The sequence below is a fragment of the Shewanella sp. ZOR0012 genome (assembly GCF_000798835.1).
Lineage (GTDB): Bacteria > Pseudomonadota > Gammaproteobacteria > Enterobacterales > Shewanellaceae > Shewanella > Shewanella xiamenensis.
In genome coordinates this window covers 771,897-797,677 of record NZ_JTLE01000094.1, presented here as the reverse complement: position 1 = coordinate 797,677, position 25,781 = coordinate 771,897, and the positions used below count along the sequence as shown (strand labels likewise).

The following is a 25,781-nucleotide window of genomic DNA, read 5'->3' as shown; positions in this document are numbered from 1 at the left end:
CGTTGTCAGTAATGAGCCTTTGGACCAAATATGCTTGCCAAGCCAGTCAAATACTTGGGATAACTGACCGTTATCGATAAGGTTTTCAATGGGGCCTAAACTTCGCTCCATTGCAAAACGGCACTGAGCAGCATACATGGCGCCTAGGGTATAGCTAGGGAAATAGCCAAGTTCACCGACTGCCCAATGGATATCCTGCATACACCCATCGCGATAGTTACCATCGGTATTGATCCCGAGCAGTTGTTGCATCTGGCTTGACCAAAAATCAGGGAGGTCATCCACGCTTAAGCTACCGTCGATAAAGGCTTTTTCGGCTTCAAAGCGCAATAGAATGTGGCAAGGGTAAGTGACTTCATCGGCATCGACGCGGATAAGCCCTGGATTGACGCGGGTGTAGTGTCTTGCCAAGTCTTGGGCGCTGAAATCGCAGCCTAAGTGCTGTTTAATCAGTGGCTGCAATTGCCGTAAAAACGCGGGATTGGCACCGAGCTGCATTTCACAAAATAAGCTTTGGCTCTCATGGACGCCCATGGAACGAGCCAGTCCTGCGGGTTGACCGCGCCATTGTTTCGGTAAACCCTGTTCATAACGGCCGTGGCCAGTTTCATGCACTATGCCCATGATAGCACTACTAAAATCGGCTTGGTTATAACGCGTCGTGATGCGCACATCACTCGGTACACCGCCGCAGAATGGGTGGCTACTGATATCGAGCCTGCCATGGTTAAAATCAAATCCTAAATACGCCATCACATCGAGGCCAAGGGCTTGCTGCGCCTTGATATCGAAGGGGCCGTTAAGCTTAAGTGTTGACTCACCGGCTTGTTTTTCGAGTACATTTTGGATGAGCGTGGGGAGCCAATTTTTCAAATTACCGAAGGTTTGCTCAAGCTTTGCGGTAGTCATGCCAGGCTCAAATTTATCGAGCAGGGCATCATAGGGGGAAATATTTTGCGCTTGGGCGCGGATTAAAGCTTCTTCCCTCGCAAGGGCGATTATCGCCTTAATATTAGGTTTAAAGCCTTGCCAATCATTGTTTTTACGTTGCTCACGCCAGGCATTTTCACACTGATAGGCCATCTTGGTTTTGGCTTGAACCAGCTCACCTGGCACTAGAGTCGCCTGTTGATACTGATATTGCATTTCCCTTAGGTTGGCGTGTTGTTCTGAGGTAAGCGCTTCTTGCGCAGCAAGAGCGAGATTGTCAGCAAGGTGAGGGGACGTTTTAAGGGTATGGATATGCAATGCGAGTTCAGCCATGGCATCGCCACGCTCACTGCCGCCGCCCAAGGGCATCATTGCTGCCTGATCCCAATCACCTAGCGCACTAAAATGTTCAAAATGTGAAATTTTCTGGAAATGCGCCGTAAGTTTATCGTAACTTTGCGTAGGTTGTTTGGTGTTCATAGCGGTATCCATAGACTCAATCTTAAGGTGCGGTCGTTATCTATTAGCACGAAAAATAACAATAACAGCATGATAATATCATGCAGTCAAAAGCACACTAGACCCCTAAAGGGAGGACGTGAACATTATTGACCATAACGGCTCACGCCATTATGGCGTAATGGGGAGTTATTCAAATCTGCTTTAGGATAAATTTTTGTTTGGAAACTAAGCTTGCCTTGCTATGCTGTCACTCGTAAGTTGATAATTACAGTGAAGTAAATGGACTGCTGTATCGTTCAAGGAGATGACTATGTGGGCGTTTTTAGTTGAACAGCCTAACCTACCTTACACTATTGCCTTCGCCTGTGTGCTTGTCCTTGGTGTTTTTGAAGCTTTATCACTCGTCATAGGATTAAGTATGATGAGCGCCTTAGACCAGTGGGTGCCTGCTGATGTTGAGTATGATGCTGATATTGGTGGTAGCGGACTCACAGGGATTGCTGGCTGGCTTTGTCTCAATCGTTTGCCGCTACTTATCTGGTTTGTGCTGGCACTAACCAGTTTTGCCATTGCAGGCTATCTCGTTAATTACATTAGCTTAATGGTCTCGGCTACCTTGCTGCCGCAACTATTTACCTTACCTATCGCCGTAGTTGGCAGTGCATTGTCTTGTCGCTATCTTGGCCGAGTACTGGCCGATTTGCTCCCCAAAAATGAATCTACCGCCATCTCCCTTGATGACTTAAGCGGTTATGTCGGCACTATCACCTTAGGCTGCGCCATTAAAGGCATGCCATCGGAAGCGGTTGTTCGCGATAAACATCAACAAAAACATTATGTATTAGTCGAGCCTGAAACTTCAGGTATCGAGTTTGCTAGTGGTACTCAAGTGGTGCTGCTTAAAAGAGAGGGAAGAGTCTGGTCTGCGACTCGCTTTGATAATTAATTTTCCAAAGCTATTAACGAAGAAGGAAAGCAAATGGATGTGTTAAACGAAGTCACCAGTTCGAGCAATTTTGTGTTGTTGGTTGCCGGAATGGTATTGATTGGCCTGATTGTGATTGGTCTGATTTTCGCCAAGTTATACAAACGGGCAACGAAGGAAATGGCCTTTGTGCGTACTGGTTTTGGTGGTGAAAAAATCATTAAAGACGGCGGCGCAATCGTCTTGCCCGTGCTGCATGAAACCATTGCAGTGAACATGAATACCCTGCGTATCGAAGTGGAAAAAACTCAAAAAGATGCACTGATCACCAAAGATCGTATGCGGGTTGATGTTAAAGCAGACTTTTATTTGCGGGTGGCACCTAATGCTGATGGCATTTCGATGGCGGCACAAACCTTAGGTACCCGTACCACGCGGGTGGAAGAGCTGAAAAAGCTGATGGAATCTAAGTTTGTCGACGTGTTGCGTGCGGTCGCCGCGGAAATGACCATGACTGAGATGCATGAGCAGCGTGCCGATTTTGTACAACGGGTGCAGAACAACGTTGCTAACGATTTAGAGAAAAACGGTTTAGAACTTGAATCCGTTTCCTTGACGGGATTTGACCAAACCGACTTGCAGTTTTTCAATGAAAACAACGCATTCGACGCAGAAGGTCGCGCGCGTCTAGCTAAAATCATTGAAGAAAAGCGTAAAGAAACCAACGATATTCAGCAGGAAAACCGCATTAAGATTGAGCAGCGTAACTTAGAGGCTGAAAAAGAATCGCTGGAGATTGAAAAGTCGGAAGAAGAAGCACGTCTTATCCAGCAACAGTCACTCGAATTTAAGCGCGCCGAGCAAAAAGCCGAAATTATTAAGCAAAAAGAAAACAAGGCCCGTGAAGAACGTGAAGCCGAAATTGCCAAAGAACGTGCTATCGAAACCGCGGAAATTGAAAAGACCAAAGATATTGAAACCCGCGAGATTGAAAAACGTAAATCTATCGAACAGGCGCGTATTCAACAGCAACGTGATATCGAAGTCGCCGAGCAGGAAAAACACATCGCGGTAGCCGCGAAGTCGGAAGAAGAGTCGGCCGCCCGAGCCCGCGCAGCAGAAGCGGAAAAATTGAAAGTTGAAAAAGAAGAAGCGGTAATTACAGCGCGCCAAGTGGCAGAAGCCAATCGTCGCAAAGAAATTGAAGTGATTGATGCCCGTAAGGAAGCTGAGCGTGATGCTGTTGGTGTGACAGTACAAGCTGAAGCTGAGAAACGTGCCGCGGAAGACAGATCGAGTGCGATTTTGATTGAAGCGCGTGCCAGTGCCGATGCGAAAAAACTGCAAGCCGAGGCGGATGAAAAAGTCTATGCCGTTGAAGCGGCTGGTAAACAAGCTCTGTACGAAGCCGAAAACGTGCTGCGTGATGAGCAGATTGCGCTGCAAAAATCCCTTGCAATCTTAAAAGCCTTGCCAGAAATTGTTGCTCAAGCGGTTAAACCATTGGAAAACATCGAAGGTATTAAAATTCTTCAAGGTTATGGTGTTGGTCATCAATTTGCCACGGGTGGTGATGGTTCCACCATCAACCAAGGTGGTATCGCTGAACAAGTGACTAGCGCAGCCTTAAACTACCGCGCCAATGCGCCAGTTGTCGATGCCATGCTACGTGAATTAGGCTTAGTCCAGGCGGATTCTGGCACTTTGAATGATCTGCTCAATGGCAATAATGCGTTGACGACCGAGGCCTTAAATGTGGTGAAATCGGCCAACACAGGGCTTAATGGTTATAGTCAGCAACAGGCCATGATTGAACCAAAGATAAATAATTAAGAGTGGTCAATCACCAAAGACTAAAGCGCCTACGGGCGCTTTTTTATTTTTAGCCCAAAACCACCTACTTCAGTAGGTGGTTATCATCATTTGAGGCTTTGCCTGTATACCTACCCATGTTAAATGCATCTTTGATTTTTAGCGAAGTCAAAAGAGGCAAATAACATGAGTAGATACGAGCAAGCATCGCATGTGTTCTGGCGATGTCAATATCATATAGTCTGGACACCAAAGTACCGCTTTCGGATATTGAAAGGTAATGTCGGAAAAGAGGTTTATCGATGCATTCAGGTTTATTGCCATCAAATGGGATGCATAGTCATGGAGCTAAATGTTCAAGTTGACCATGTTCATTTAGTGGTGAAGGTACCTCCGAAGATATCTATATCGAATTTAATGGGGGCGTTAAAAGGTAAGATAGCTTTGAAAATATTCAGTAAATTTCCTTACCTACGTAAGAATAAACTTTGGGGAAATCATTTTTGGCAGAGAGGATACTTCGTCGATTCGATTGGAATTAACGAGGAAATAATCCGTAGATACGTTAGGCATCAAGAGAAAGTAGAGCGGCAAGAGCAGGGTCAACTTGCTCTTGAATAAAGGCCCCCTTTTAGGGGGTTAAAACAAAGCCACCTTCTTTAGAAGGTGGATTCTTTACGCCTGAAACGGCTGTATCGATTTGTAGTATTCCACTATTACCCTAAATTTAATGGTCGGAGTAGAGTGAAATCCGCTGTTGCGTTTTCCCTTATCGAATAAAAGGAGTTTCTCATGGCCAATATTTTGATCATCGCCGGTGATTTTGTTGAAGATTACGAGTTAATGGTGCCGTTCCAAGCCCTGCAAATGGTGGGTCACAGTGTCACGGTTGTTTGTCCCGATAAAGTGGCGGGGCAAACCATTAAAACGGCAATTCATGACTTTGAAGGCGACCAAACCTATACCGAAAAACCAGGACACTTATTTGCCTTAAATGGCAATTTTGCCGGTTCGAACGCGAGTGATTTTGATGCGCTGTTGCTTCCAGGTGGTAGGGCGCCAGAGTATTTACGCCTAAACCCTGCGGTGATTGCCTTGGTGGCTGAATTTGCCGCCCAAGATAAACCGATTGCGGCTATTTGCCATGGCGCGCAGTTACTCACGGCGGCCGATGTGGTTCGCGGTAAAAAAGTGTCAGCCTACCCCGCTTGCGCGCCCGAGGTGAAACAAGCTGGCGCTGAATATTGTGATATTGAAGTCACTGCGGCGATTACCGATGGCAAATTAGTTACCGCGCCCGCATGGCCTGCGCATCCTGCATGGTTGGCGCAGTTTAACAAGTTATTGAATTAACGATACTCATCCTGTGTAATTTATGGCATAACAGTTCGGGTAGAGGCTTAAGTTGAGTATTCACTTGGGAGTTAAGCAAGGCTCAATGGCTGGAGCAAAGCGCAATAGCTGCTTGGGGAGTAATATTGTGTGTGAAATCTATTCCGGTGCCGAACCCGAACTGTTTGAACTCAAAACCCGCTCCATTCGCATCGATGGTGTGGTGACGAGCGTGCGCCTCGAGGCGATTTTTTGGCAGATTATTGAAGAGATTGCCGAAGATGCCGAGCTGAGTGTAGCGGTATTTTTAACCCGTATTTACCGAGAGGTGTTAACTCGCCACGGAGAAGTGGCTAACTTTGCTTCTTTATTGCGGGTCGCCTGTACCACCCATCTTAATCAGGGGCAGCGTTTGGTCTTAAAACCTAAGGTAGCGCTAAACGCGAAATCCTCTTGAATATCCATTGCATCTTTGCGATTTGAAAAGACTAAAGTTGCTGCATAGTTGCCGCGTTATTGTAGAGCAATTTTCTTGTGAGTACTTGGAAACATCAGCTTTTATCGATTTAGCTTGCGAAGGCTTGGGTATATTTTTGGATAATCTGCTCTACTTTTCCATTGGCTTTTAGCTGCGCTATTGCGTGATTGAGCGCAGGTAGTAGAGCAGCATGCTCTTTCCGTAGCCTTAGCACCAGTACGCCATCAGAATGCACTGCGGCTAATCCAACGGGGATCTTAAGCTTGTTTGACCAATATAACGCGGGATAGTTACCCGAGATAATGGCCGTGATGCGGTGTTTATCTAATGCCTTAATCAACTCTTGTTCAGAGGTAAAATCGACACGGATAAACTCCTTGTCGTCATGGTACAAATATCCCCTGACGGTACCGATTTGCTTGCCTTTAATTCCAGTGATTTCTTTGAATGATTCAACATCTTCGGGTCTGGTCACTACGTACTCAGTGATAGGCATGATGGGATCGGATTTCACGAATAAGGGACCAAAATCTTGGTTTTCAAACCAACTGGGGCTAACCACATCAAAATCTAGTTGACCCGTTTCAAGGGCGTTGTTCGTCCGTTTGGGCGGCAAGGACAGATTTTCTCCCTCAATATTCGCTAAGGATAAAATCTGCGGAATTAATTCAGAAATTATTCCCGGAGCATCGGGTTGATTGGCAATAAAATACGGATACCAAGAATATGAGCCAGTAATGTTGTACTTGAGTTGTTCTGCATAGGACTGAGGGGCAAACAAAATCAGTAATAAAACGCCTTTAACGAGGCAACGATAGAGAATACTTCCTTTACCCATCGAGTCCTTCACTCCTTGGTTGATCGAGCTTAGTGGTTACTACGCTACATTGTATTCTTTCGTTGTGAAAAAATGGTTATCTGTGGCGCAGTTTACCTATTCAAGCAGTTTTCAGCCGTTAAGCCAACAGTTGGCACAATGCAGGTTGCTGATTGTGAGGATAAATTCGATAGGTCTTATGGTGTTTGATAAGACTCGTTTTCTTATTGCCCTGGCTTATCAGCAAACCATGGGAGAGGGCGATTTGAGTCAACTGTTGCTCATCGGCACGGACATATAAGTTGATGGGTTTGATGAGCTGATTATCTTGAATATGCTGGGTAAATTCTTTTACATCAATGACTAAGCTAGATTGGCCATCACCGTCTAGCTTCAGTTTCGTATTAATTTCGGTATCGGTAAACACTAGCCATTCGAGCTGTGTTAACTCGGCAATCATAGCGTTTAACGCCGTACCTAACTCCACGTGCGAGTTTTCAACGCTCTGATATTGATGAACAATTCTTTCCAATAACCGCTTAAGTTCGGCGCCAGCACCTTGGCTGCGAGCCATACGGATCCACGTGGTCAGATCCTCGGCAACCAATTTTGAAAAGCGTTTTTCCTTCAGGGCCTCAACCATCCAGTTGCATAAAAAATGGCTTTCCTGTGCGGGTGTGCGTTGGGCTTTTTTAGCTTGAGCTGAAGTGGTTAAATCGGTAAGCCCCGCCAGTGCGAGTTCGAGTATGGCTTGATTATAGGTTTGAGAATTCATTGTGGCTCCGCCGCGGGCTAAAGGGATTGATCTGATTAAATTGGGGCGATATTTATTGCGGCGGAGCTAGTTTAGCAAAGCAGTCGCTAAATCGATAACGATTCTTAGTGGCTGCTTGGGGGGGATATGGATTATTATGGTGCACCGACGAGGCTAGCCGCCGTCAGAATCAACTTAGGCGCGGGTCTCACCTTGTAGTTGGGATTCACATATTGGAAATGGATTAATCCTTGAGTATCGGCGATATAAATTGCCGGTACTGGCAGGACTAATCTTTTATCGCCTTCGGGCGTTGTCCAAAGTGGATTATCCAGTTTTAAGCGGCTCAGGTAAGTCTCAGTAACTTGTCTGCTGGTGTAAAAGGCAAGCCCAAAGGCTTGCGATGCCAGCATTTTTTCATCGGAAAGGAGCAAGTATTTGAGCTCATTTTTCGCCGCCGAGGCTTTTAACTGTGCTGGCGTATCGGGTGATATACCCACTAATTGAAAACCCATTTCAATGAGTTTTGGCTCGATCGCTTTTAATTGTCCCATTTGGTTATTGCAAAACGGGCACCAGCCGCCACGGTAAAAGAAGAAAATCGTTGGTTTTTGTTCCGTTAATTTCGCTAAATCAACATTTTGGCCATTCATGTCTTGCAAAGAGATTGCTGGGATTTGCTCGCCATTGAGTAGTGGGCTAACCGAATATTCATCTTTAGCGATAGGTTGAGCGAGCGTGCTAAAACTGCCGAGCAGTAGGCTGATGGTCAGTAAAAATCGCTGTAGTGTGGACTGCATTAGAGCATATCTCCTTGTCATTAGTTTTTGTTTCAATTAAATATTCTGCTGTTAACGGTAAACCGCCATTAGCCTGTGTGCTTGGGTGGACTGAGCATGGGTGGTAAACGTAGAAATAAGAACGGCGAGATGCGAAATTTATTGCAGTATTTGTCGTTATTTATTGGGTTTGTTAATCAGAGCTATCACTCGGATATTGCAATAAGAACAAGATGTCCGCAAATCACTCTGAGTCAGATAGGTTTTAAATGGTAATAAAAAAGCGTCCGTTTAAGGACGCTTTAACATTATTATTAGTGTGTTAAATTAGCGCGTTAAGATATTTATCAACAGAACATTATGTGAATTATTTGAGTTTTTTGCCTTTGCTTGGGGCTTGACCAACTTTCATTTTCACGCGGCGGCCCTGCATGCTTTTTTCGGCGATGATCTGCTCGCTGACGTTGTCGAGTCGCTGTTGTTTTTTGGCAAAACTGCGACGGGTTTGCAGCTGTTTTAACAACAACTCACGGCTACCGACCTCATATCCTGGTACGGTAATGCGGCGAATTTTTTGGCCGATTAGCTTTTCAATATCCGCGAGGGTGCGCTCTTCTTCACGGCTCACAAATGAAATCGCAACCCCTGATTTACCTGCTCGGCCAGTACGGCCGATACGGTGAACATAGTCTTCGGCAAGGAAAGGTAAGTCGAAGTTGACCACATACTCAAGGCTGGGAATATCTAAACCGCGGGCGGCCACTTCGGTTGCCACTAGCACACGTACTTTACCGGATACAAATTCGCGCAGCGCACGGCGACGGCTACCTTGGGCTTTTTCACCGTGGACGACTTCAGAGGGAATACCATCTAAATTTAATTCTTTAACCAGAGTATCCGCTGCATCGCGGGTCGCGGTAAACACTAACACTTGTTGCCAGTTTTTCTTACCAATCAACTCCGATAATAGCTCGCGTTTACGACGCTGCTCTACCGGATACACCACTTGGCTAACGGTATCGGCTGTCGTGTTTTGTTTATCGGCGCTGATCACTTGGGGTTTGACCATCATCTCGTTAGCCAGTTTTTTCACTGCGCTGGAGAAGGTGGCTGAAAACAGTAGGTTTTGACGCTTCTTGTTGACCGCTTGAAGAATTTTTTGAATGTCGGCACTAAAGCCCATATCCAGCATGCGATCGGCTTCATCGAGCACTAAAAAGTCAACGCTGGACAGACTTAAGTTGCAGGCGGTAAGGTGCTCAAGTAAACGGCCAGGGGTCGCGACAATAATATCGGCACCGCGTTTTAACTTTTGCGCTTGAGTCTCAACTTTTACGCCACCGTAGATCGTTAATACGCTGAAATTTAAATACTTGCTGTAGGCTTCAACGTTTTCTGCTACTTGGGCGGCAAGTTCGCGAGTCGGAGTGAGGATTAATACCCGCGTGTTAGATTTTAAGGTTTCACTTGGGTTTTCAACCATTTTTTGTAGGATCGGCAGTGCGAAGGCGGCGGTTTTACCTGTGCCGGTTTGCGCGCTGGCGAGCACATCTTGGCCGCGGCGGATGGCTGGGATCGCTTGCTGCTGAATCGGTGTCATTTTTTGATAACCGCAATCTGAGATAGCGCGTAAAATCTCGGGGCAAAAACTAAAAGATTCAAATCTCATTTTGGATTCCTGTCATTCACTCATTCAATCATTCAAGCGCCTCACCCTATTACAGACACTTTTACAGCAAAGTATTCTGCCATGGGCGAACGTTAACGCACTTGTTTGTGCCTTTCTAACGCTTAGCGGTCAGAAAAATGGCGGGCGCGGAGTATAGCAAAATTTTCGGTTAAAACCTGTACTTTTTAACCCTTTGGCTGTTTATAACGATATTGCTGCTGTTTTGCTAATAATCAGAGGATTAACTTAAGGCGTGGATTGGCTTGGATAAAGGATGCCGCGCTATTGTTTGTCGACAATCGCGCGGCATTACAGCTAGCCAAAGGCGCGGCGTAGGCCAAGTGCTTTTTCAGCGCTGTGTTTTAAATGATTGGCGGCATCACCAATCTGATGCGTTGCCGCGAGGTTTTCACTGCTGCTTTGGGTGATGAAATGAATATTGTTGGTGATTTCATGCACTACTTGGCGCTGCTGATCGGCGGCCACCGCATTTTGCTGTGCAAAGGTGTGGATCTCGCTGACTTCTTGGTAAATGGTGTTGACGTTTTTGGCGGAGGTTTGAATGTCGTTAGCGCATTGCTCTGCATGTTGGCGGCTTTGCTCCATTTCTTTTGCCCACGCATTTAACATGCTGAACATCTTATCGACACTCTGCGAAATACTGTTGGTCGATAACTGAGTGCGGCTCGACAAGGCGCGCACTTCATCGGCCACCACCGCAAAGCCGCGTCCTTGTTCACCTGCTCTAGCGGCTTCAATGGCGGCATTGAGGGCGAGCAGGTTAGTTTGCTCAGCAATAGAATCAATCTCACCCATGGCACTGGCAACTCGTTCAGCTTCTTGATTAAGCTGATTGGCATTATTCGCGGCATCGGCGACGGATTTAGCCAGCTGTTCGACCTTTTGGGTATTAGCCTTCATATTGGCGCGGCTCTTTAGGCAGAGATCATAGGCGGTATTAATGCTGGTTGAGGTTCGTTGAGTGTTTTGAGCAACTTCGGTAATCGTTGAACTCATTTCTTCCATTGCACTTGCCAGTTGCTCGAGCTGGTTTTTCTCTTGATCTAGGCTGGCATAGGTTTGTTCAGTGGTGACCACAAGTTGATCGGCTATCGCATGCAATTGATTGGCTTGATCTTGAGTGCGGCCGAGTACGCCATTCATCTTGGCTTGTAATAAAATCAATTGAAAATCGAGAATCGATGAGGTGTCAGCTCCCGAGTAGATGTAGCGACTAATAGAATCGTATTTTGTTTGCATATCAATCAACTTGGCCGGAATACGAAAGGCTTCATCGTAGAAGATAGCTAAGTTAAGGCCCATTAAAATCGCGCCAGCGATAATTACTCCCCAACCCCAAAGGTAACCCGCAATTAATAATCCTGTCGATGCAACTACAGCTGAGACAACACGTTTTTGCATCAAACTAAGTGGCTTAGCAATGGATTTATTGTCCAATAACCTGCGGTAAATAGCTGTTGCTCTAGTGACATAGGCTGCCTGTGGTTGCAGACGAACCGACTGATAACCAACAATTGTGCCATTCTCAAACACGGGAGAAACAAAGGCATCAACCCAATAAAAATCGCCATTTTTACAGCGATTTTTAACTATGCCACGCCAAGATTGGCCCGATTTTAGTTTTTGCCACATCTCTTTAAAAGCGGCACTAGGCATATCGGGATGGCGCACTTTGTTATGCGGATGCCCAATTAATTCTTCGGTGCGGTATCCTGATACTTCGACAAATCGTTGATTAACATAGGTAATAATCCCGCGGGTATCTGTGGTGGAAATCAATTCGTCTTGAGGAGTGAGGCGGATCTCTTGTGCGTGATGATGGTTGTTACTGATTTTATTGTGACTAGGGTTACTCTGGCTCATTTCGTGTGTCCATTCTGGGCCGATATTATGATTAGGGTAAATGTAATGCTAAAGCTTGTGCCGACTCTCATGGGGGGCGGCTAATTATGTGATAATGGTATCATTTTTGTGTGGATATTGGAGAGTGGTTTTTAGCATTACCCATAAGAAAAGTAATGTATTTTTCTTTTTATAACTTTTTAAAAATATTAGTTTTTTATTGCTATTTAAACGAGTGTTTATCCTGTCTTGTAGCCAAATTTATGTCATATTCACCTTCATGTGAGATGAAGTTATTCGGGAGAATCCTCAATATATGGCAACCATTCTTGGCGTCTTTGACTAAACTTGTTAGGCGTGTTGATGTTTAAGGATTATTTGGGCGAATTTAATGGCATTTGTGTAAGGTAAAGTCCGTAGATGCAGTGCTTTTGCATAAAAGGGCGCTAAGATAAATAAATGCTGCCTAAATGGGTTTTATGGCAAGCATTTACGCTTACTCAGTCTTAAGAACCGTTCGTTATTTGAATAAAAGAATGACACTTCATTCCTTATTTCGGCGAGCGCTAGCTTGGTAGAAGGAGCCAAATTTAATTTCATAAATGTCAGCAGGCAGTCGTAATGTGAACACATTTTTAAGCATTATGGGTTTTAGTCCGCATTTAATTGGTTTTGTGCAAGTCATAATCTTGTTAAATAAAATTGCGAGACCTAGGTCGATAAATTGTGAACTTAGGCTTTAAATCATCCAAAGGTAGTACTTGATTGCAAAGGGATTTTTATGGCAAGAGCACTGCCGAGTGACTTTGCTCGTTATACATCAGGTTTAACTCATTGGCGCCGAGTGATTTTTAAACGGTTATTTGGGTTTCTTGCGATCCTGTGTGTGCCTGTGTATTTCACCAGTGTTTATCTTTGTATTGCTGCCGATTTATGGGGCATGGCGATTTTTGATACCTTTGCATATTTCTTATTAGTCTTATTGCTTTTTTATCCTCATTTTTCTGATCGGCTTAGATTTAGTTTAGGATGTTTGCTTGCCTATGCCATTGGTGTTGGATTTCTTATTGCGATAGGGCCGTCAGGCGCTGGATTTTTCTGGCTATTTATTTTCCCTCCGCTGAGTAACATTTTTTTAGGCACTAAGGCGAGCATATACGCCCAAGTTTTAAATGGTGTGAGCTTAATTTTGATTGGGGTGGCGTATCATTATCAGTGGCTGATTTGGCCCGTTACTCAAGGATATAGCACTGGCATTTGGGTTGTTGTTTCAATCAATTTCCTCGTAACCAATGCGATGGTAACCCTGACTATTGCTTATCTCTTAGGCAAGTTAACCTCCTCCCTCGATTCTACTCTGGCTTCTCGGCAAGCGACTGTACTGGGTTTAGCTAAGCTTGCTGAATATCGAGATAATGAAACCGGAGCGCATTTGTTGAGAATGCGGCAATACTCAAAAATGCTCGCTACCCAGCGAATGTTGGCTGACAATTCGCCTCCAGAATTAGATGAAGACTTTATCCAAGATATTAGCTTATCGGCAATTTTGCATGACATAGGCAAAGTTGGCATTGCCGATGCGATTTTGCTAAAACCAGGCCGGTTAACTCCAGATGAGTTTGAACAAATTAAGGCGCATCCCGTTATTGGCGGTCAGGTGCTGGCCAGTTTGTTAGAGTATGCTCCCCAATGCACCTTTATCAAAATGGGTAGAGATATTGCCTCTGGACACCACGAAAAATGGGATGGTAGTGGTTATCCACTTGGATTAAAAGAAGAAAATATTCCCTTATCCGCAAGAATTGTCGCTCTAGTCGATGTTTATGATGCGTTAACATCGCCACGCTGCTATAAGCGTCCTTTTACTCATGAAGATGCCAAAGCCATGATTCTTGAGGGCCGAGCCAAACATTTTGATCCTGTGTTAGTCGATTGTTTTATGCAAATTCATACCGAGTTTGAGGTGCTTTCAAAAGCTTCATTGCAGGATGATCCCCAGTCGACTGTAGCGCAGCCTAAGATGGTGTGATTTTATTAGGCGAAAACAATAAGCCCAAGACAATCGTCTTGGGCTTATTTAATGAGATTTATCTGTGGGGGTTAGATAGCTTGTGTTGCTTGTTTGAGCCACTCAAGCTCACTGCCTGACATTAATGGCGATAAAGTATTAAACACTCTCTGATGGTAAGCATTAAACCAGTCGATTTCGCCTTGGGTTAACAGGTTCTTATCGATAAGGCGGACATCCATGGGGATCAGCGTTAGGGCATCGAATTCATACATTTCACGCTCGGCGCCCTTTAATGCTTCACAATGCCGCACTACCACTAGGTTTTCGAGGCGAATGCCAAAACTGTCGGCGCGGTAATAACCAGGCTCATTTGATAACACCATGCCAGGCATTAAGGCGATAGCATTAAGATTTTTACCTATGCGCTGTGGGCCTTCATGCACACTCAGGAAATGGCCGACGCCATGGCCTGTGCCGTGGTCGTAATCAAACCCATGTTGCCACAGATATTGGCGGGCAAAAGCATCGAGTTGTTGGCCTGTCGTGCCTTTAGGGTAGCGGGCTTGATCTAAGGCGATATGGCCTTTAAGTACCAGTGTCACCATCTTTTTCTGTTCATCACTCACTTCGCCAATGGCGATGGTGCGGGTGACGTCTGTGGTGCCGTCCAGATATTGAGCGCCAGAATCCACTAAGTAGATGCTGTTCATCGTCATCATCGCAGGCGTGCCATTGTTATGGTTATAGTGACACATGGCCGCATTGGCGCCAGCGGCGGAGATGGTGTCGAAGCTTGGCTCGCGATACTTGGGATCTTCGAGACGGAAACTCTCTAACTTGTCGGCAAGAGTGGCTTCATCGTGCAGACGATTAGCCGCGACTTCAGCATCGAGCCATGCAAGAAAACGACTGACAGCGACACCATCACGGATGTGGCTGGCGCGCATACCTGCTAATTCGGCAGCATTTTTTTGGGCTTTAGGCAGAGAGACTGGGTCGATACCGGCAATCAATTTTGCGCCAGCATCGCGGGCAAGATTTTGCGCCCAAGCGTTAGCAGAGTTGGGATCGGCCAGCAGTTTCACACCCTGCAAACTTGCCAAGGTATCGGCAAGGGCGGCTTCGCTCTTAAAGCTCACACCCGCTCCAACGTGTTCCTCAATGCCTTCGGGGAGTTTGCTCAAATCGGTAAACAGCTGCATATCACCATTGGCATGGAGCAGGGCGCAGCCGAGCACGACAGGGAGGCGAGGAACATCATTACCACGGATATTAAGCAGCCAGCAGAAAGAATCTAAAGCGGCGATTAGCGCAACATCGGCGCCGGCTTTTTTGACTAGTGCGCCAATCTCGGTCCGTTTTTGCAGGCTGGTCTTACCCGCACTTTCATTACTAAATAAGGTGATAGCTGCGCTCGACGGTGCAGGTCGATTTTGCCAGTGCTTATCAATCGGATTCTGTTCGACGGCAACCAGTTCGATTTGGGCTTTCGCTAACGTCGCTTTGGCGTTTTCAAACCACGCTAAGGTGTGTAAACGGGCATCAAATCCGACACGTGAACCTGCGGGTAACGTGTCGCATAACCATTCGATTTGCGGAGTGTCTGTCAGGCTTTCATAGCTAAAGAGGTTTGCATCGACCTGTAAACGCACTTGTACCGTATAACGACCATCGGTAAAAATGGCGGCTTTGTCTTTTAGGACAATGGCCATGCCGGCTGAACCGGTAAAATCCGTCGCCCAATAAAGACGCTCGTTGTGCTCTGGCACATATTCGCCTAAATACTCATCGGCGCGCGGAATAATAAAGGCGTCTAAGTTGGCGTTTGCTAGCTCGCTACGAATGGCGGCAAGACGGTTGGCAATCTTATTTGATTGCAATGGTTGTGACGACGAAGGTAACGACATAGGGGCTCCAAATTGATGGCATGGGCTACAAAGGTAGGCTGCCAAATTATCATGGGTAATGCTGGCGAAAAGGATGCAAATTGACAGCGATTATCGCAAGCTCAGCAACGAAGTTGCAAGGTATGGAATAAAGGATTTTGTATACAATTTTGTTTTTTAGGCAACATTTTGTGATGAAAATGGCTGTGATCTCTCGCTAATAATCAAATTGAATTGTTATCTTAATCACTCTGGAATCATGACTAATTCTTACAAATTAGCTACTTAAGTTTTATTCAATCGCTAATATTGACCCATTATGCTAACATTCGCCATCTCCGCTCGGGGTCAGAGGGGAGCACATGTATCAGTGGAGTTGGCGATGCAAACATTAACAATAGACGTGGGCGGTAGCAAAGCCCTGTTCGAACTTCAACTCAAGGGGCATACAGAACAATATAAAATCCCCACGGGTGAAGGCTTTAAAATAGAAGACTTAAATAATCAAATCGCGGCGTTGGAACGGGATTATGATTTACAGCATTACCATTTAGCGATCGCTGTACCAGGGCTTGTACAACAGAATCGTTTGGTATCTTGTAAATCCTTGCCCGGTTTAAATGGGTTGAGTTTTGATACCTTGAAAACCCAAGGTCAGCTTAAGTTTATCTGTAATGATATCGATGCGGGCATGCAGGCAACCTGTGATGAAAAATATGCCTGTGAGTTGTTAGTCATGTGTGGCACCGGTATCGGTATGTCGATTGCCTTTAACGGCAAAGCGTACACCGGTGCAACTGGCGTCGCAGGAGAGCTGGGACATTGCCGAGTGATGACAGAATCGGGGGAGTTCACTTTAGAGCAGCTTGCCAGTGGTGATTCTATCCGTAGTCGGAAGATTTCTACTGCCGATGATGTATACCGTGCAGGTACTTATCTTGGTATGGGACTCGCATGGGCGGTAAATCTGTTTAATCCTAATCGGATCTGGTTAGCGGGCGGCATGATGAACAGTGCGCCTTACTATAAAGGATGTCTGGACAGTTTAAGACGCATGGCCTTGAGTGCGCCATTAGCCGAAATGAAGATTAATCGTGTCGATGATATGGAAACCTTAGTTTGTCGTGGTTTATCAGTGATCTTGGCAAGGGATTTTTCGGATAAGGCAGATTCGTAAAAAACGGAGATAGAAAAAACAAAGCCCTACAATGCAGGGCTTTGTTTTTAATGCAGAAATTAATTTATCTTTAGCAGCTCTACATCAAAAATCAGTACCGAACCACCGCCAATTTTGCCTGTGCTACGATTGCCGTAGGCAAGCTCACTTGGAATAAAGAAGCGATACTTATCGCCTTCGACCATCAGTTGCACGCCTTCGGTCCAACCTTTAATCACCCGATCCAACGGGAAGGCAATGGGCTCACCACGCTCGACCGAGCTATCAAATACGGTACCGTCGATCAAAGTGCCATGGTAATGCACGGTCACGGTATCGCTCGCCTTGGGATGAACAGTGCCTGAGCCTTGATTTAACACCTGATATTGCAATCCTGAAGCAGTGCTGAGTACACCTTCTTTGGTTTTATTTTGTGCTAAAAATTCATTACCTAAACGGATATTTTCTTGGGCCGCTTTTTGGTTATTCATCGAGGTAAAGAAGTAAAAAATCACCCCAGCAATCACAACAACGGCAAGTAACATTTTCATTTTAAGGAACACCTTAGTCAATTTTGGCTATGTTATCAGTTTTTTAGCGTGAGAGGCTAGCGATGTTCGTGCGCGTAGCCGTGGATGATTCGCGTTACATTTTCTCACGCTTTAAAAGCATCCGAAGGCTTTATCCAGCTTTAGATATCGCTTAACCTGTGGCATTAGACTCTATAAAAACTCAATAAAAACAGATAAGAAGAATAAACAAGGATAGTCCTATGTTAACCAAAGCCGCAAAACCGTTAGTCAAGCTTGTCGACCGTTATTTACCCGATCCCTATATTTTTGTCTTACTCCTCACGTTAGTCGTGATGATTTCGGCCGTGGTCGCCGAGCAAAAAACACCTATGGACGTCATCAGTTACTGGGGCGATGGCTTTTGGGCACTGCTGAGTTTTTCGATGCAGATGCTGTTAGTGCTGGTGGCGGGATTTATGCTCGCCAGCTCACCACCGATAAAAAAATTGCTCGATGCCATCGCCGGCTTGGCTAAGTCTGCGCCGCAGGCGATTATCTTAGTGACGCTGGTTTCTCTGGCTGCCAGTTGGATTAACTGGGGCTTTGGTTTGGTAGTCGGCGCGTTATTTGCCAAAGCGTTGGCCCGTAAAGTGAGAGTGGATTATCGTTTATTGGTTGCTAGTGCTTACTCTGGTTTTGTGGTTTGGCACGGCGGCTTGGCGGGGTCTATTCCGTTAACCATTGCCACTGCGGGGCATTTCTCAGAATCACAAATTGGCATTATCTCTACCAGTGAGACCATTTTTGCCAGTTTTAACTTGCTGTTAGTACTGATTTTGTTTGTGGTTATGCCACTGGTAAACCGTTTTATGTTGCCAGAAGAAAAAGACAGCATCTATATCGACCCTAAGGCGCTTGAGGATGGAGGCGCAGACGATAAAGCGGCGCAGTTAACGGCCAATACGACTCGCCCTGCGGATAAATTAGAAAACAGTCGCTTGCTCGGTTGGAGTGTCGGCGGCGCGGGACTCGTTTACTTAGGCTATTACTTTGCAGTGCAGGGCGGCAGCTTAAACCTTAATTTAGTTAACTTTTTATTTTTGTTCCTTGCCATAGTGCTGCATCAAACGCCACGCAGTTTATTGCTGAGTCTTAACGAAGCGATTAAAGGCGGTGCGGGTATTGTGATTCAGTTCCCCTTCTACGCAGGCATTATGGCGGTGATGATGCAATCGGGTTTAGCCCAAAGTATCTCCGAAGGATTTGTAGCCATTGCCAGCGCAGAAAGCCTGCCATTTTGGAGCTTTATCAGCGCAGGTATTGTGAACATTTTTGTGCCTTCGGGGGGCGGACAATGGGCGGTGCAGGCGCCGATTATGTTGCCAGCTGCCGAAGCCTTGGGCGCCGATGTGGCACGTGTTGCTATGGCGGTGGCTTGGGGTGATGCATGGACCAATCTTATTCAGCCTTTCTGGGCTCTACCTGTGCTGGCCATCGCCGGATTAAAGGCGCGGGATATCATGGGATTCTGTTTAATGCAGTTGATTATCACAGGGGTCATTATCAGTATTGCCCTAAGCTGGTTTTAAGTACTGATATAGCTCAAAATTTCCCCGTTAAAAGAAGTAACAATTAACGGGGCTAATTGTTTCATTGCGACTTCCGTATTGTGTCAATTCCAAATGTGGCCGACATTTGGTTATGTATGCGCCTTGAATTGGCGTCCCTAAGGGCTCTACAACTTGTAGGCATGCTGACATTCGTATCTTCAGGTTGATTGGGGATTTCAGGTTGATTGGATATGCGCGCTTTAAATCAATCTATCCATCACTCCGGTTTGGAGCCCATAACCCAGCAAGGCCAAGTTGGTTACTACCGTTAGCCAAAACAGTTTACGAAAGGCCGTTTTTACTGATTTATGGCGTAGAAGGTGCTGGGCAAACAGTGCACCGGGCCAGCCGCCCATCAGCGACATCAGGTGCAAAGTACTTTCTTTGGTGCGCCATTTACCTCTTTTAGCGGCTGATTTATCAACGGCGTAGGTGAAAAAAGTGCATACACTCAGCGCCAAATATAAACCAGCAATCGCGACTGGCAGCATATGCCACCAAGCCGCGCCAATTAACATGGCGAGAAAGACCAGCGCTAATAACAATGGCATCGAACTCGCCTTGCTGTGAATCACTCTCGGCTTTGAGGCGCGGGGCGAGCGGGTGTGAGTCGTTTTTTTGTTGTTCATTTGTTCTGGTGCTAGGGACGAATGGATTTAAAGGCAAGGTGGCGCCAGAGTTTTTCGAGCGGCCCTTGCTTAAAGTAGCGTAAATATACACTCGCAAGCAGCAATTGCAGTAGCGAATAACCCAAGGCTATTGCCATATAACCGCCTCTATTGAGGGTTAACAGTAACTCAGGGGCAAAGTGGCGAAAGATAAATACGCCAACGATAGATTGCAGAATATAAAGGCTAAAGGCGAGTTTGCCGACATTTTGCAGTGGCTTTAGCACGGTCGAGCGGTTTTGGCAGATATAAACCACTATATGGATATAAATCAGCGCCATCGGGATAGCACTCAGCATGACTAGAATGTCTGAAAACATCACCAGTATGGGGTTTTCGGTTAAGCCTAATAGGGTATCCATGGAGGATAACACTAAGGTGGCTAAAGCGAGTTTGAGTAAGGTGTTACGGTCAAAACCCTGTTCAAAGATGCCCTGTTGATAGAGTGCCATCCCCAGCAACATTAAGCCTGCCGTAAACCACATTAAGGTAAAAGGGATCACGAGCGCCATATAGCCAACTTGAATTAAATGCAGCAGCAGTTGGTTGGGGTAACTCGATGTCCAAGCGCTGTATTGCTCGGCAAAAAGCACTGATTCGCGGGTAAACAGTTCGTCACTGCCGCTAAGCGCTATTAAGCTGATCATCACTAAGGCAATGAAAATAAAAATATTGGCCTTACGTTTTAACTCGTCGATGCTGGCATCACGGTAACAAAGTACTAAAAAACCGCTGATCCCATAGGTCAGTAAAATATCACCGGGCCAGATAATAATGCCGTGGAGCAGGCCAAAGACAATTAACCATTTCAAGCGTGAGCTTAGCAGCGAATAAGCGGCCAAGCCCTTGTTGCTAAATCGCTGAAATTGAATATAAAGCCCAACACCAAAAAGGATAGAAAATAGGCTGATAAAGCGCCCTTCAATAAAGAAATTGCTAATGCTTTGGAGGATTTGGTCTGAAAGTAAGGGGATTTGATGGGGCGCATAGCCATAAAAGCTTATCCCCATAAAATAGATATTCATAAAAAATATCCCCAAGACGGCTAAGCCCCGAATCGCATCGAGGTTGGCATTGCGAGTACTTGGGATCGAGTGATCGTGAGTGTGATTCGCCTTTGAGGGATTTGCCCAAGGATCTTTGGCAGCTTGAGTGATAGGTTTGATAGTAGGCATCCTTTCTCTACACGAAATGGGGTAAACCGAGTCAGAGCTCTGCTCCGTTCAATTTTATGGTACGAGGCCTTCGCCGAACTGGTGCTTAAGGTATATCACTGCTGAGCCATTCGATAAGAGCTACAAACAGCGTTGCTATTCACCAATATCTTCGTTCCATAGCTGTGGCTTGGCGGCGATAAAATCGCGCATCAGTTGTTTACACTCGGGATTGTCCACCACTGTCACGTCGACTCCGCGGGACTGAACATAGGCTTCCGGCCCTTGAAAAGTGACATTTTCACCGACCACTACCTTAGGGATGCCGTAGAGTAAAATTGCGCCACTGCACATATCGCAGGGGGAGAGGGTTGAATAGAGCGTGGCCTTTTGATAATCGGCGGCGGTCAATCTGCCAGCGTTTTCGAGGCAATCCATCTCAGCGTGTAACACGGCGCTGCCTTGCTGTACGCGTTTATTATGCCCGCGGGCGACAATTTTACCGTCAATCACTAATACTGAGCCAATGGGGATACCGCCTTCGGCTAATCCTTGTTTGGCTTCATCAATGGCGGCCTGTAAAAATTCATCCATGTTGTCCCCCTGTTAGATTGTTTTGCTTAGCATAGCAGTCCGTAAGGTTTGGGCAAGACAACTTAACTTGTTATCTTGCTTGACGATTAACCTTGGCTCGGTGGCGTTAACTTATTTTTGCGGCTTTTCTGAAATCCATAATTTGATATGTCCCTTTACGACCACGACTCCTTGAGTGTCGTAGGCGGTTACGGGCACTAGCATATCGCCGAGGGCCCATTGCTCTGGCGTGACTTCAGCCACACACAAAATATCGCTGCCCGCTTTGGCGGTGTAATCCACACTCATGCCCTTAGGGATCCAGCGTAAATGGGCGGGTATCGAGGCTTCGGCCATCACGCCCATTGCCATTTCTAGGCCATTACAAATCGCAATCACGTGCACCGTTTTTATATGGTTATGAACAGCATGACGTTTTTTTATTAAACATGAACAGTAGTTAAGGCGTAATTCAGTGATCAGTGGTTTGATGGTGCCAAAATAAGGCGCCATACGTGACACCATCATTGAGAAGATTTTTTGGCCAAAGGGTAAACCTTGGGTCTTGTGGTAAAGCGCAAGCACCTTGTTCGGTTTGGTACGGGTTTCTTCGTGAGTACTCATGTTTATCCTTCATCGGAGTGCAAACTAAGGGGGATAATCTTTGGCCAATGATGATGTTAGGTCTTAGTGGCGCGGTTATCTTTTTCTGGTCGGATGAGTGTAACATTGAGGTAACAATAATTGCCAGTCGGCTGAATTAAGTAAACTTCATTTCGCTGTTTTTAGGCTAACACCGTATAATCACGACAAATTTGTCATCAATGACACCACATATTGATTTAGCAACAAGGACTTACATTGAAATATTTGCTGACCTATTTTAAGGGCATGGCCATGGGCGCCGCCGATGTCGTGCCAGGGGTTTCGGGCGGCACCATCGCCTTCATTACTGGCATTCTTGATACCTTGCTTGAAAGCGTTAAGCGCATCAATCCATCCCTTTGGGGCGTGATTAAGTCGCAGGGGCTAAAAGGCGCTTTTATACATATCAATGGTGGATTTTTAGTGAGTCTATTGGCGGGGATCCTGACCAGTATTTTTAGCTTCGCTAAGCTGATTTCGTGGTTGCTGGTGGCGCATCCCATTCCGATTTGGTCATTCTTCTTTGGCTTAATCATTATTTCTGTGGTGCATATGCTCAAGCAGGTGAGTGGCTTTACGCTGGCACGCTTAGGTTTATTCGTGCTCGGCGTGTTGGCTGCTTGGGCAATTACTGTGCTTAATCCTGTGTCGGTGGAAGCCAGTTACTTAAATATCTTCTTTGGCGGTGCGATTGCGATTTGTGCCATGGTGTTACCCGGGATTTCGGGCAGTTTTATCTTATTATTGCTTGGCTTATATCCTGTAGTACTCGCAGCGGCGAAAAATATTCAACTGGATATTCTAGCGTGTTTTGCTGTTGGGGCCGTAATGGGGTTACTGACATTTAGCCATTTATTGTCGGCGCTGCTACGTAAATACCATGATGCCACTATCGTGTTTTTAACCGGATTGATGCTTGGTACCTTAGGCAAAATTTGGCCTTGGAAACAAACCTTAACCTGGCAGACCAACTCCCATGGCGAGCAAGTGCCTTTGCTGGAACAAAATATTTCGCCACTTAATTTTGAGCAAGTGACTGGCCAGCCCTCACAACTCTTGTTTGCTATTGTGTGCATGCTAGCGGCGATTGCCTTAGTGTGGGGCTTAGAAAAGGTTGGTAAACGGGATTAGCTAATTCTGTGGATGATGTTGAATAAAAGCAGCGAATATCGCTGCTTTTCTGTTTTAAGGGCGATGGAATATCTCGACTTTAGGGCAATGTCATTTTGCTCGTACTTTAGTTACAATCGCCCAATTATAATGAGTGCTCAGCCATCGATGTTGTGCATCCGTTTAAACTCAGTGAGAGTTTGTCGTTACGATAAGGATATAGTTGTGGAAAAAAAACAGGTTCCCTGGGTTGGTGTGGCGCTAGCAATTTTTGCCTTAGGTCATGTAGTTAACTTACTCATTGATAAACAAGATTCTGAAATATCACCTGAATTAAAGCAGCAAATTTCTGACACGATCTTAGCTCATCGGCCATCAACCGCCATGAATAATGTTGTCACTTCCACCCCGAACAACCTTGAGCTGGTTGACGATTCGCCCAAAATCCCGATGCCCGCTCAGTTAGCCCAAGTGAGTCAAATCTACAGTAATCTCAGTGCATTTGCGGCGCTCAAGCAAGATGGCACTGTGGTGGCATGGGGCGAGCCTGACTGTGGCGGCGATATCAATAATGCCGCCGAGCCTCTAGTCAATGTAAAACACCTATATGCGGCAGAGGATAGCTGTGGTTTTGCGGCCTTAACCCATGACGGAAAGCTTATTCCTTGGGGAATGGCGATGAAGCAAGTGCTGACAGGTGTTCGTTCTTTTGTGTTGGGAGAGGTGCTGTATGCGGCCATCAAACAAGATGGCAGTGTAGTGAGTTGGTCTAACTTGGATTCAACGCCTGCCGAACTGATCTCGGGGCAATATGCCGCGCCTGCTATGACCAATATTGACACAGTGTTGATTAACAAAGGTGCCTTTGCTGCCTTAAAGCAAGATGGAACTGTAGTCACTTGGGGGGGCGCCGATTATGGCGGCGATAGTCGTCACGTAGCCTCTGAACTTACCCATGTCGATTTGCTCTATGCTAATGATAATGCCTTTACCGCGAGGACAGCGACAGGGAAATTAGTGTCTTGGGGCGGGCCCAGCGATGAGCAAAAAGGCCGTGAGCAATTAGCCAAACTTAGCCAATTAGCGCCTGCTGTGAAAGTTGTTAACACCGATCATGGGTTTGCGGCACTGCTGGCTGATGGCAGCGTATATTCGTGGGGTGAGGGCGAATTGACTGAGTATCATGCCGCGTTTCCAGCGCGTTTATCTACCACAAGTCGCGCTAATAAAGTGATTGATATTTATGCAAATCGTGGTGCGTTTGCCGCTCTAACCATCAGTCGTCAACTGTACGTATGGGGCAGTAAATTCAATGGTGCCGATACGTCAGTCATACAGGAAAAGTTGCAAAACATTGATAAGGTTTATCCCTTTGATGAGGGATTTGTCGCGCTACGTCGGGATAATACGGCCGTTGCTTGGGAAGGTTGGGACTTGGGACAGCATCAACCACGTTATCAAGAAATCCCGCAGGTGGACAAGGTGGTGACCTATGAGCGGGAGTTTGCCTTTTTAAAACAGGATGGCACTGTGGTTGATGGTCACTCTGGACCTAAAACTCAAATCACTCAAGCATCGGATATTTTCCCGACAGGCTTTGGGTTTACGGTTAAACGCCAAGATGGTTCCATTGCTGTATGGATGGGTGAAGAGCCTGCGATGACGTTAGATAAGCAAGCCGTTGATTTGAGTCAAATGCGCGAGATTCGAAGCAATTTGTTTGATGCCATTGCGTTAATGGCCGATGGCACGGTACAGGCATGGAATATGATGGGCTTGAGCGGACAAGACACACAATAACGAGCGCAAAACACTAAAACGCAAGGGCTAAGGTTATTAGATCTTAGCCCTTTATTTTAGGCTGAGGCTTTGTCGTTTTCAGCTTGATTGGCTTTGATTTCACGCAAATAGCGGTAAATGGAATGCACTGAAATCCCCAATCGAGTCGCTGCTACTTGGGCGCTATCCTTGAGTTCAAAAATCCCTAATTCATGGAGTTGATTGACGATTTCGCGACTTTTTTGTGAAGGTGAAATCGCAGCGTTAGCACGAACTTCGTGATTCACACTGTCAATCGCACTATGTAGCGCCTCATCAATATTGCGTGCGAATACTTCGGGTGAATGGGTCTGCTCACTGCTAAACAGTTGCTCTGGCATCATAGTGCGCAGGACTGATTGCAATGGGGCATCCATATCCGTGTTGATACAGAGCAATCCAATCGGTTGATCTTTGCTATTGCGGATAATGGTGGTGGTTGATCTGAGTGTTTTACCGTTGGCACATTTTGTCAGGTAAGCGTTAGAAATATCTTGTCCCGATTTTAGTTTTTGTATCGCAAGATTGGTAATCGGCGCGCCAACTTCTCGCCCGGTTATATGACCATTGGCAATTTTGACCACCGAAGGATGCTTAGCATCTAAGCTGTGCAGCACTACCTCTGTATGCTGGCCATACATGGCGGCAATCCCATCGACGATATTTTCGATGGACTTGAGTATATCCAGATCGCTTTGGGTTAAGTCATGTAATTTCATCATGTTAGCCTTTATTCAGAAGCCTCTCAGGAATAACCGTCTTACTCTGACATGATGTTAATAATGGTGACATCCGTTGATGACATACCATTAAGGAC

At 45.9% G+C, this 25,781-nt stretch carries 23 protein-coding genes; 10 read left to right on the top strand and 13 right to left on the bottom strand.

The features are described 5' to 3' along the window. The coding region (locus L976_RS05330) for a carboxypeptidase M32 (protein WP_047540156.1) at window positions 1–1,422 on the bottom strand (1,422 nt) is incomplete at its 3' end. Window positions 1,423–1,702: 280 nt separating this feature from the next. Between L976_RS05330 and L976_RS05325 the strand changes: the two genes are divergently transcribed. From L976_RS05325 to L976_RS05305, 5 genes are all read left to right on the top strand, one after another. Beyond that, the gene (locus L976_RS05325; protein WP_037425429.1) at window positions 1,703–2,338 is read left to right on the top strand and encodes a YqiJ family protein; all 636 of its coding nucleotides are present in this window, start codon (window positions 1,703–1,705) and stop codon (window positions 2,336–2,338) included. A gap of 33 nt (window positions 2,339–2,371) precedes the next feature. After that, window positions 2,372–4,150: a flotillin family protein gene (locus L976_RS05320; RefSeq protein WP_047534949.1), complete on the top strand. Its 1,779-nt coding sequence runs from the start codon at window positions 2,372–2,374 to the stop codon at window positions 4,148–4,150. 165 nt (window positions 4,151–4,315) lie between these two features. Further along, entirely contained in the window at window positions 4,316–4,750 is a 435-nt protein-coding gene (tnpA, locus tag L976_RS05315) for an IS200/IS605-like element ISShes8 family transposase (protein WP_039978090.1), read from the top strand. Window positions 4,751–4,921: 171 nt separating this feature from the next. Next, window positions 4,922–5,482 carry a DJ-1/PfpI family protein gene (locus L976_RS05310; protein ID WP_047534947.1) on the top strand — a complete coding sequence of 187 codons (561 nt, stop codon included), beginning with the start codon at window positions 4,922–4,924 and terminating at the stop codon, window positions 5,480–5,482. A 127-nt stretch (window positions 5,483–5,609) separates the two neighbouring features. Further along, window positions 5,610–5,918 (top strand): ribbon-helix-helix domain-containing protein, encoded by a 309-nt coding sequence (locus L976_RS05305; protein WP_037416089.1) that lies wholly within the window; start codon window positions 5,610–5,612, stop codon window positions 5,916–5,918. Window positions 5,919–6,027: 109 nt separating this feature from the next. On the opposite strand, the gene L976_RS05300 is transcribed toward L976_RS05305, so the two are convergent. The 5 genes from L976_RS05300 to L976_RS05280 form a co-directional block, all read right to left on the bottom strand. Next, complete coding sequence (locus L976_RS05300) at window positions 6,028–6,777, bottom strand: transporter substrate-binding domain-containing protein (RefSeq protein WP_047534944.1); 750 nt, start codon at window positions 6,775–6,777, stop codon at window positions 6,028–6,030. Between the two features lie 118 nt (window positions 6,778–6,895). Then, window positions 6,896–7,531: a DUF2913 family protein gene (locus L976_RS05295; RefSeq protein WP_047534941.1), complete on the bottom strand. Its 636-nt coding sequence runs from the start codon at window positions 7,529–7,531 to the stop codon at window positions 6,896–6,898. Between the two features lie 134 nt (window positions 7,532–7,665). After that, a complete protein-coding gene (locus tag L976_RS05290) occupies window positions 7,666–8,310 on the bottom strand; it encodes a peroxiredoxin-like family protein (RefSeq protein ID WP_047534937.1) in 645 nt (214 codons plus the stop codon). Between the two features lie 346 nt (window positions 8,311–8,656). Beyond that, window positions 8,657–9,958: a DEAD/DEAH box helicase gene (locus L976_RS05285; protein WP_037415712.1), complete on the bottom strand. Its 1,302-nt coding sequence runs from the start codon at window positions 9,956–9,958 to the stop codon at window positions 8,657–8,659. Window positions 9,959–10,273: 315 nt separating this feature from the next. Then, window positions 10,274–11,842, bottom strand: coding sequence for a methyl-accepting chemotaxis protein (locus L976_RS05280; protein WP_047534934.1), 1,569 nt, complete (start codon window positions 11,840–11,842; stop codon window positions 10,274–10,276). 760 nt (window positions 11,843–12,602) lie between these two features. Here L976_RS05280 and L976_RS05275 point away from each other — a divergent pair. Further along, window positions 12,603–13,850, top strand: coding sequence for an HD-GYP domain-containing protein (locus L976_RS05275; RefSeq protein ID WP_047534931.1), 1,248 nt, complete (start codon window positions 12,603–12,605; stop codon window positions 13,848–13,850). A 71-nt stretch (window positions 13,851–13,921) separates the two neighbouring features. On the opposite strand, the gene L976_RS05270 is transcribed toward L976_RS05275, so the two are convergent. Continuing rightward, entirely contained in the window at window positions 13,922–15,739 is a 1,818-nt protein-coding gene (locus L976_RS05270) for an aminopeptidase P family protein (RefSeq protein WP_047534930.1), read from the bottom strand. 361 nt (window positions 15,740–16,100) lie between these two features. Here L976_RS05270 and L976_RS05265 point away from each other — a divergent pair, with 361 nt between their 5' ends. Further along, a complete protein-coding gene (locus L976_RS05265) occupies window positions 16,101–16,895 on the top strand; it encodes an ROK family protein (RefSeq protein ID WP_037415724.1) in 795 nt (264 codons plus the stop codon). 59 nt (window positions 16,896–16,954) lie between these two features. Here L976_RS05265 and L976_RS05260 read toward each other — a convergent pair whose 3' ends face one another. Further along, window positions 16,955–17,425 carry an FKBP-type peptidyl-prolyl cis-trans isomerase gene (locus L976_RS05260; RefSeq protein ID WP_037415735.1) on the bottom strand — a complete coding sequence of 157 codons (471 nt, stop codon included), beginning with the start codon at window positions 17,423–17,425 and terminating at the stop codon, window positions 16,955–16,957. Window positions 17,426–17,646: 221 nt separating this feature from the next. Here L976_RS05260 and L976_RS05255 point away from each other — a divergent pair, with 221 nt between their 5' ends. After that, window positions 17,647–18,975 (top strand): short-chain fatty acid transporter, encoded by a 1,329-nt coding sequence (locus tag L976_RS05255; protein ID WP_047534927.1) that lies wholly within the window; start codon window positions 17,647–17,649, stop codon window positions 18,973–18,975. A 221-nt stretch (window positions 18,976–19,196) separates the two neighbouring features. Here the strand turns inward: L976_RS05255 and L976_RS05250 are convergent, their stop codons facing one another. The 4 genes from L976_RS05250 to L976_RS05235 form a co-directional block, all read right to left on the bottom strand. Next, a complete protein-coding gene (locus L976_RS05250) occupies window positions 19,197–19,625 on the bottom strand; it encodes a DUF1294 domain-containing protein (protein WP_342203017.1) in 429 nt (142 codons plus the stop codon). A gap of 11 nt (window positions 19,626–19,636) precedes the next feature. After that, a complete protein-coding gene (locus L976_RS05245; protein ID WP_047534920.1) occupies window positions 19,637–20,839 on the bottom strand; it encodes a DUF418 domain-containing protein in 1,203 nt (400 codons plus the stop codon). 135 nt (window positions 20,840–20,974) lie between these two features. Further along, window positions 20,975–21,412: a nucleoside deaminase gene (locus L976_RS05240; RefSeq protein ID WP_037415746.1), complete on the bottom strand. Its 438-nt coding sequence runs from the start codon at window positions 21,410–21,412 to the stop codon at window positions 20,975–20,977. Between the two features lie 111 nt (window positions 21,413–21,523). After that, window positions 21,524–22,015 carry a hotdog fold domain-containing protein gene (locus L976_RS05235; protein ID WP_047534916.1) on the bottom strand — a complete coding sequence of 164 codons (492 nt, stop codon included), beginning with the start codon at window positions 22,013–22,015 and terminating at the stop codon, window positions 21,524–21,526. 237 nt (window positions 22,016–22,252) lie between these two features. Here L976_RS05235 and L976_RS05230 point away from each other — a divergent pair, with 237 nt between their 5' ends. Both L976_RS05230 and L976_RS05225 read left to right on the top strand, forming a co-directional pair. Beyond that, window positions 22,253–23,167: a DUF368 domain-containing protein gene (locus tag L976_RS05230; RefSeq protein WP_037415751.1), complete on the top strand. Its 915-nt coding sequence runs from the start codon at window positions 22,253–22,255 to the stop codon at window positions 23,165–23,167. A gap of 204 nt (window positions 23,168–23,371) precedes the next feature. Further along, on the top strand, window positions 23,372–24,946 hold the full coding sequence (locus L976_RS05225; protein WP_047534910.1) for a hypothetical protein: 1,575 nt from the start codon (window positions 23,372–23,374) through the stop codon (window positions 24,944–24,946). A gap of 56 nt (window positions 24,947–25,002) precedes the next feature. On the opposite strand, the gene L976_RS05220 is transcribed toward L976_RS05225, so the two are convergent. Then, on the bottom strand, window positions 25,003–25,683 hold the full coding sequence (locus tag L976_RS05220; RefSeq protein WP_047534907.1) for a helix-turn-helix transcriptional regulator: 681 nt from the start codon (window positions 25,681–25,683) through the stop codon (window positions 25,003–25,005). Window positions 25,684–25,781: the final 98 nt, after the last annotated feature.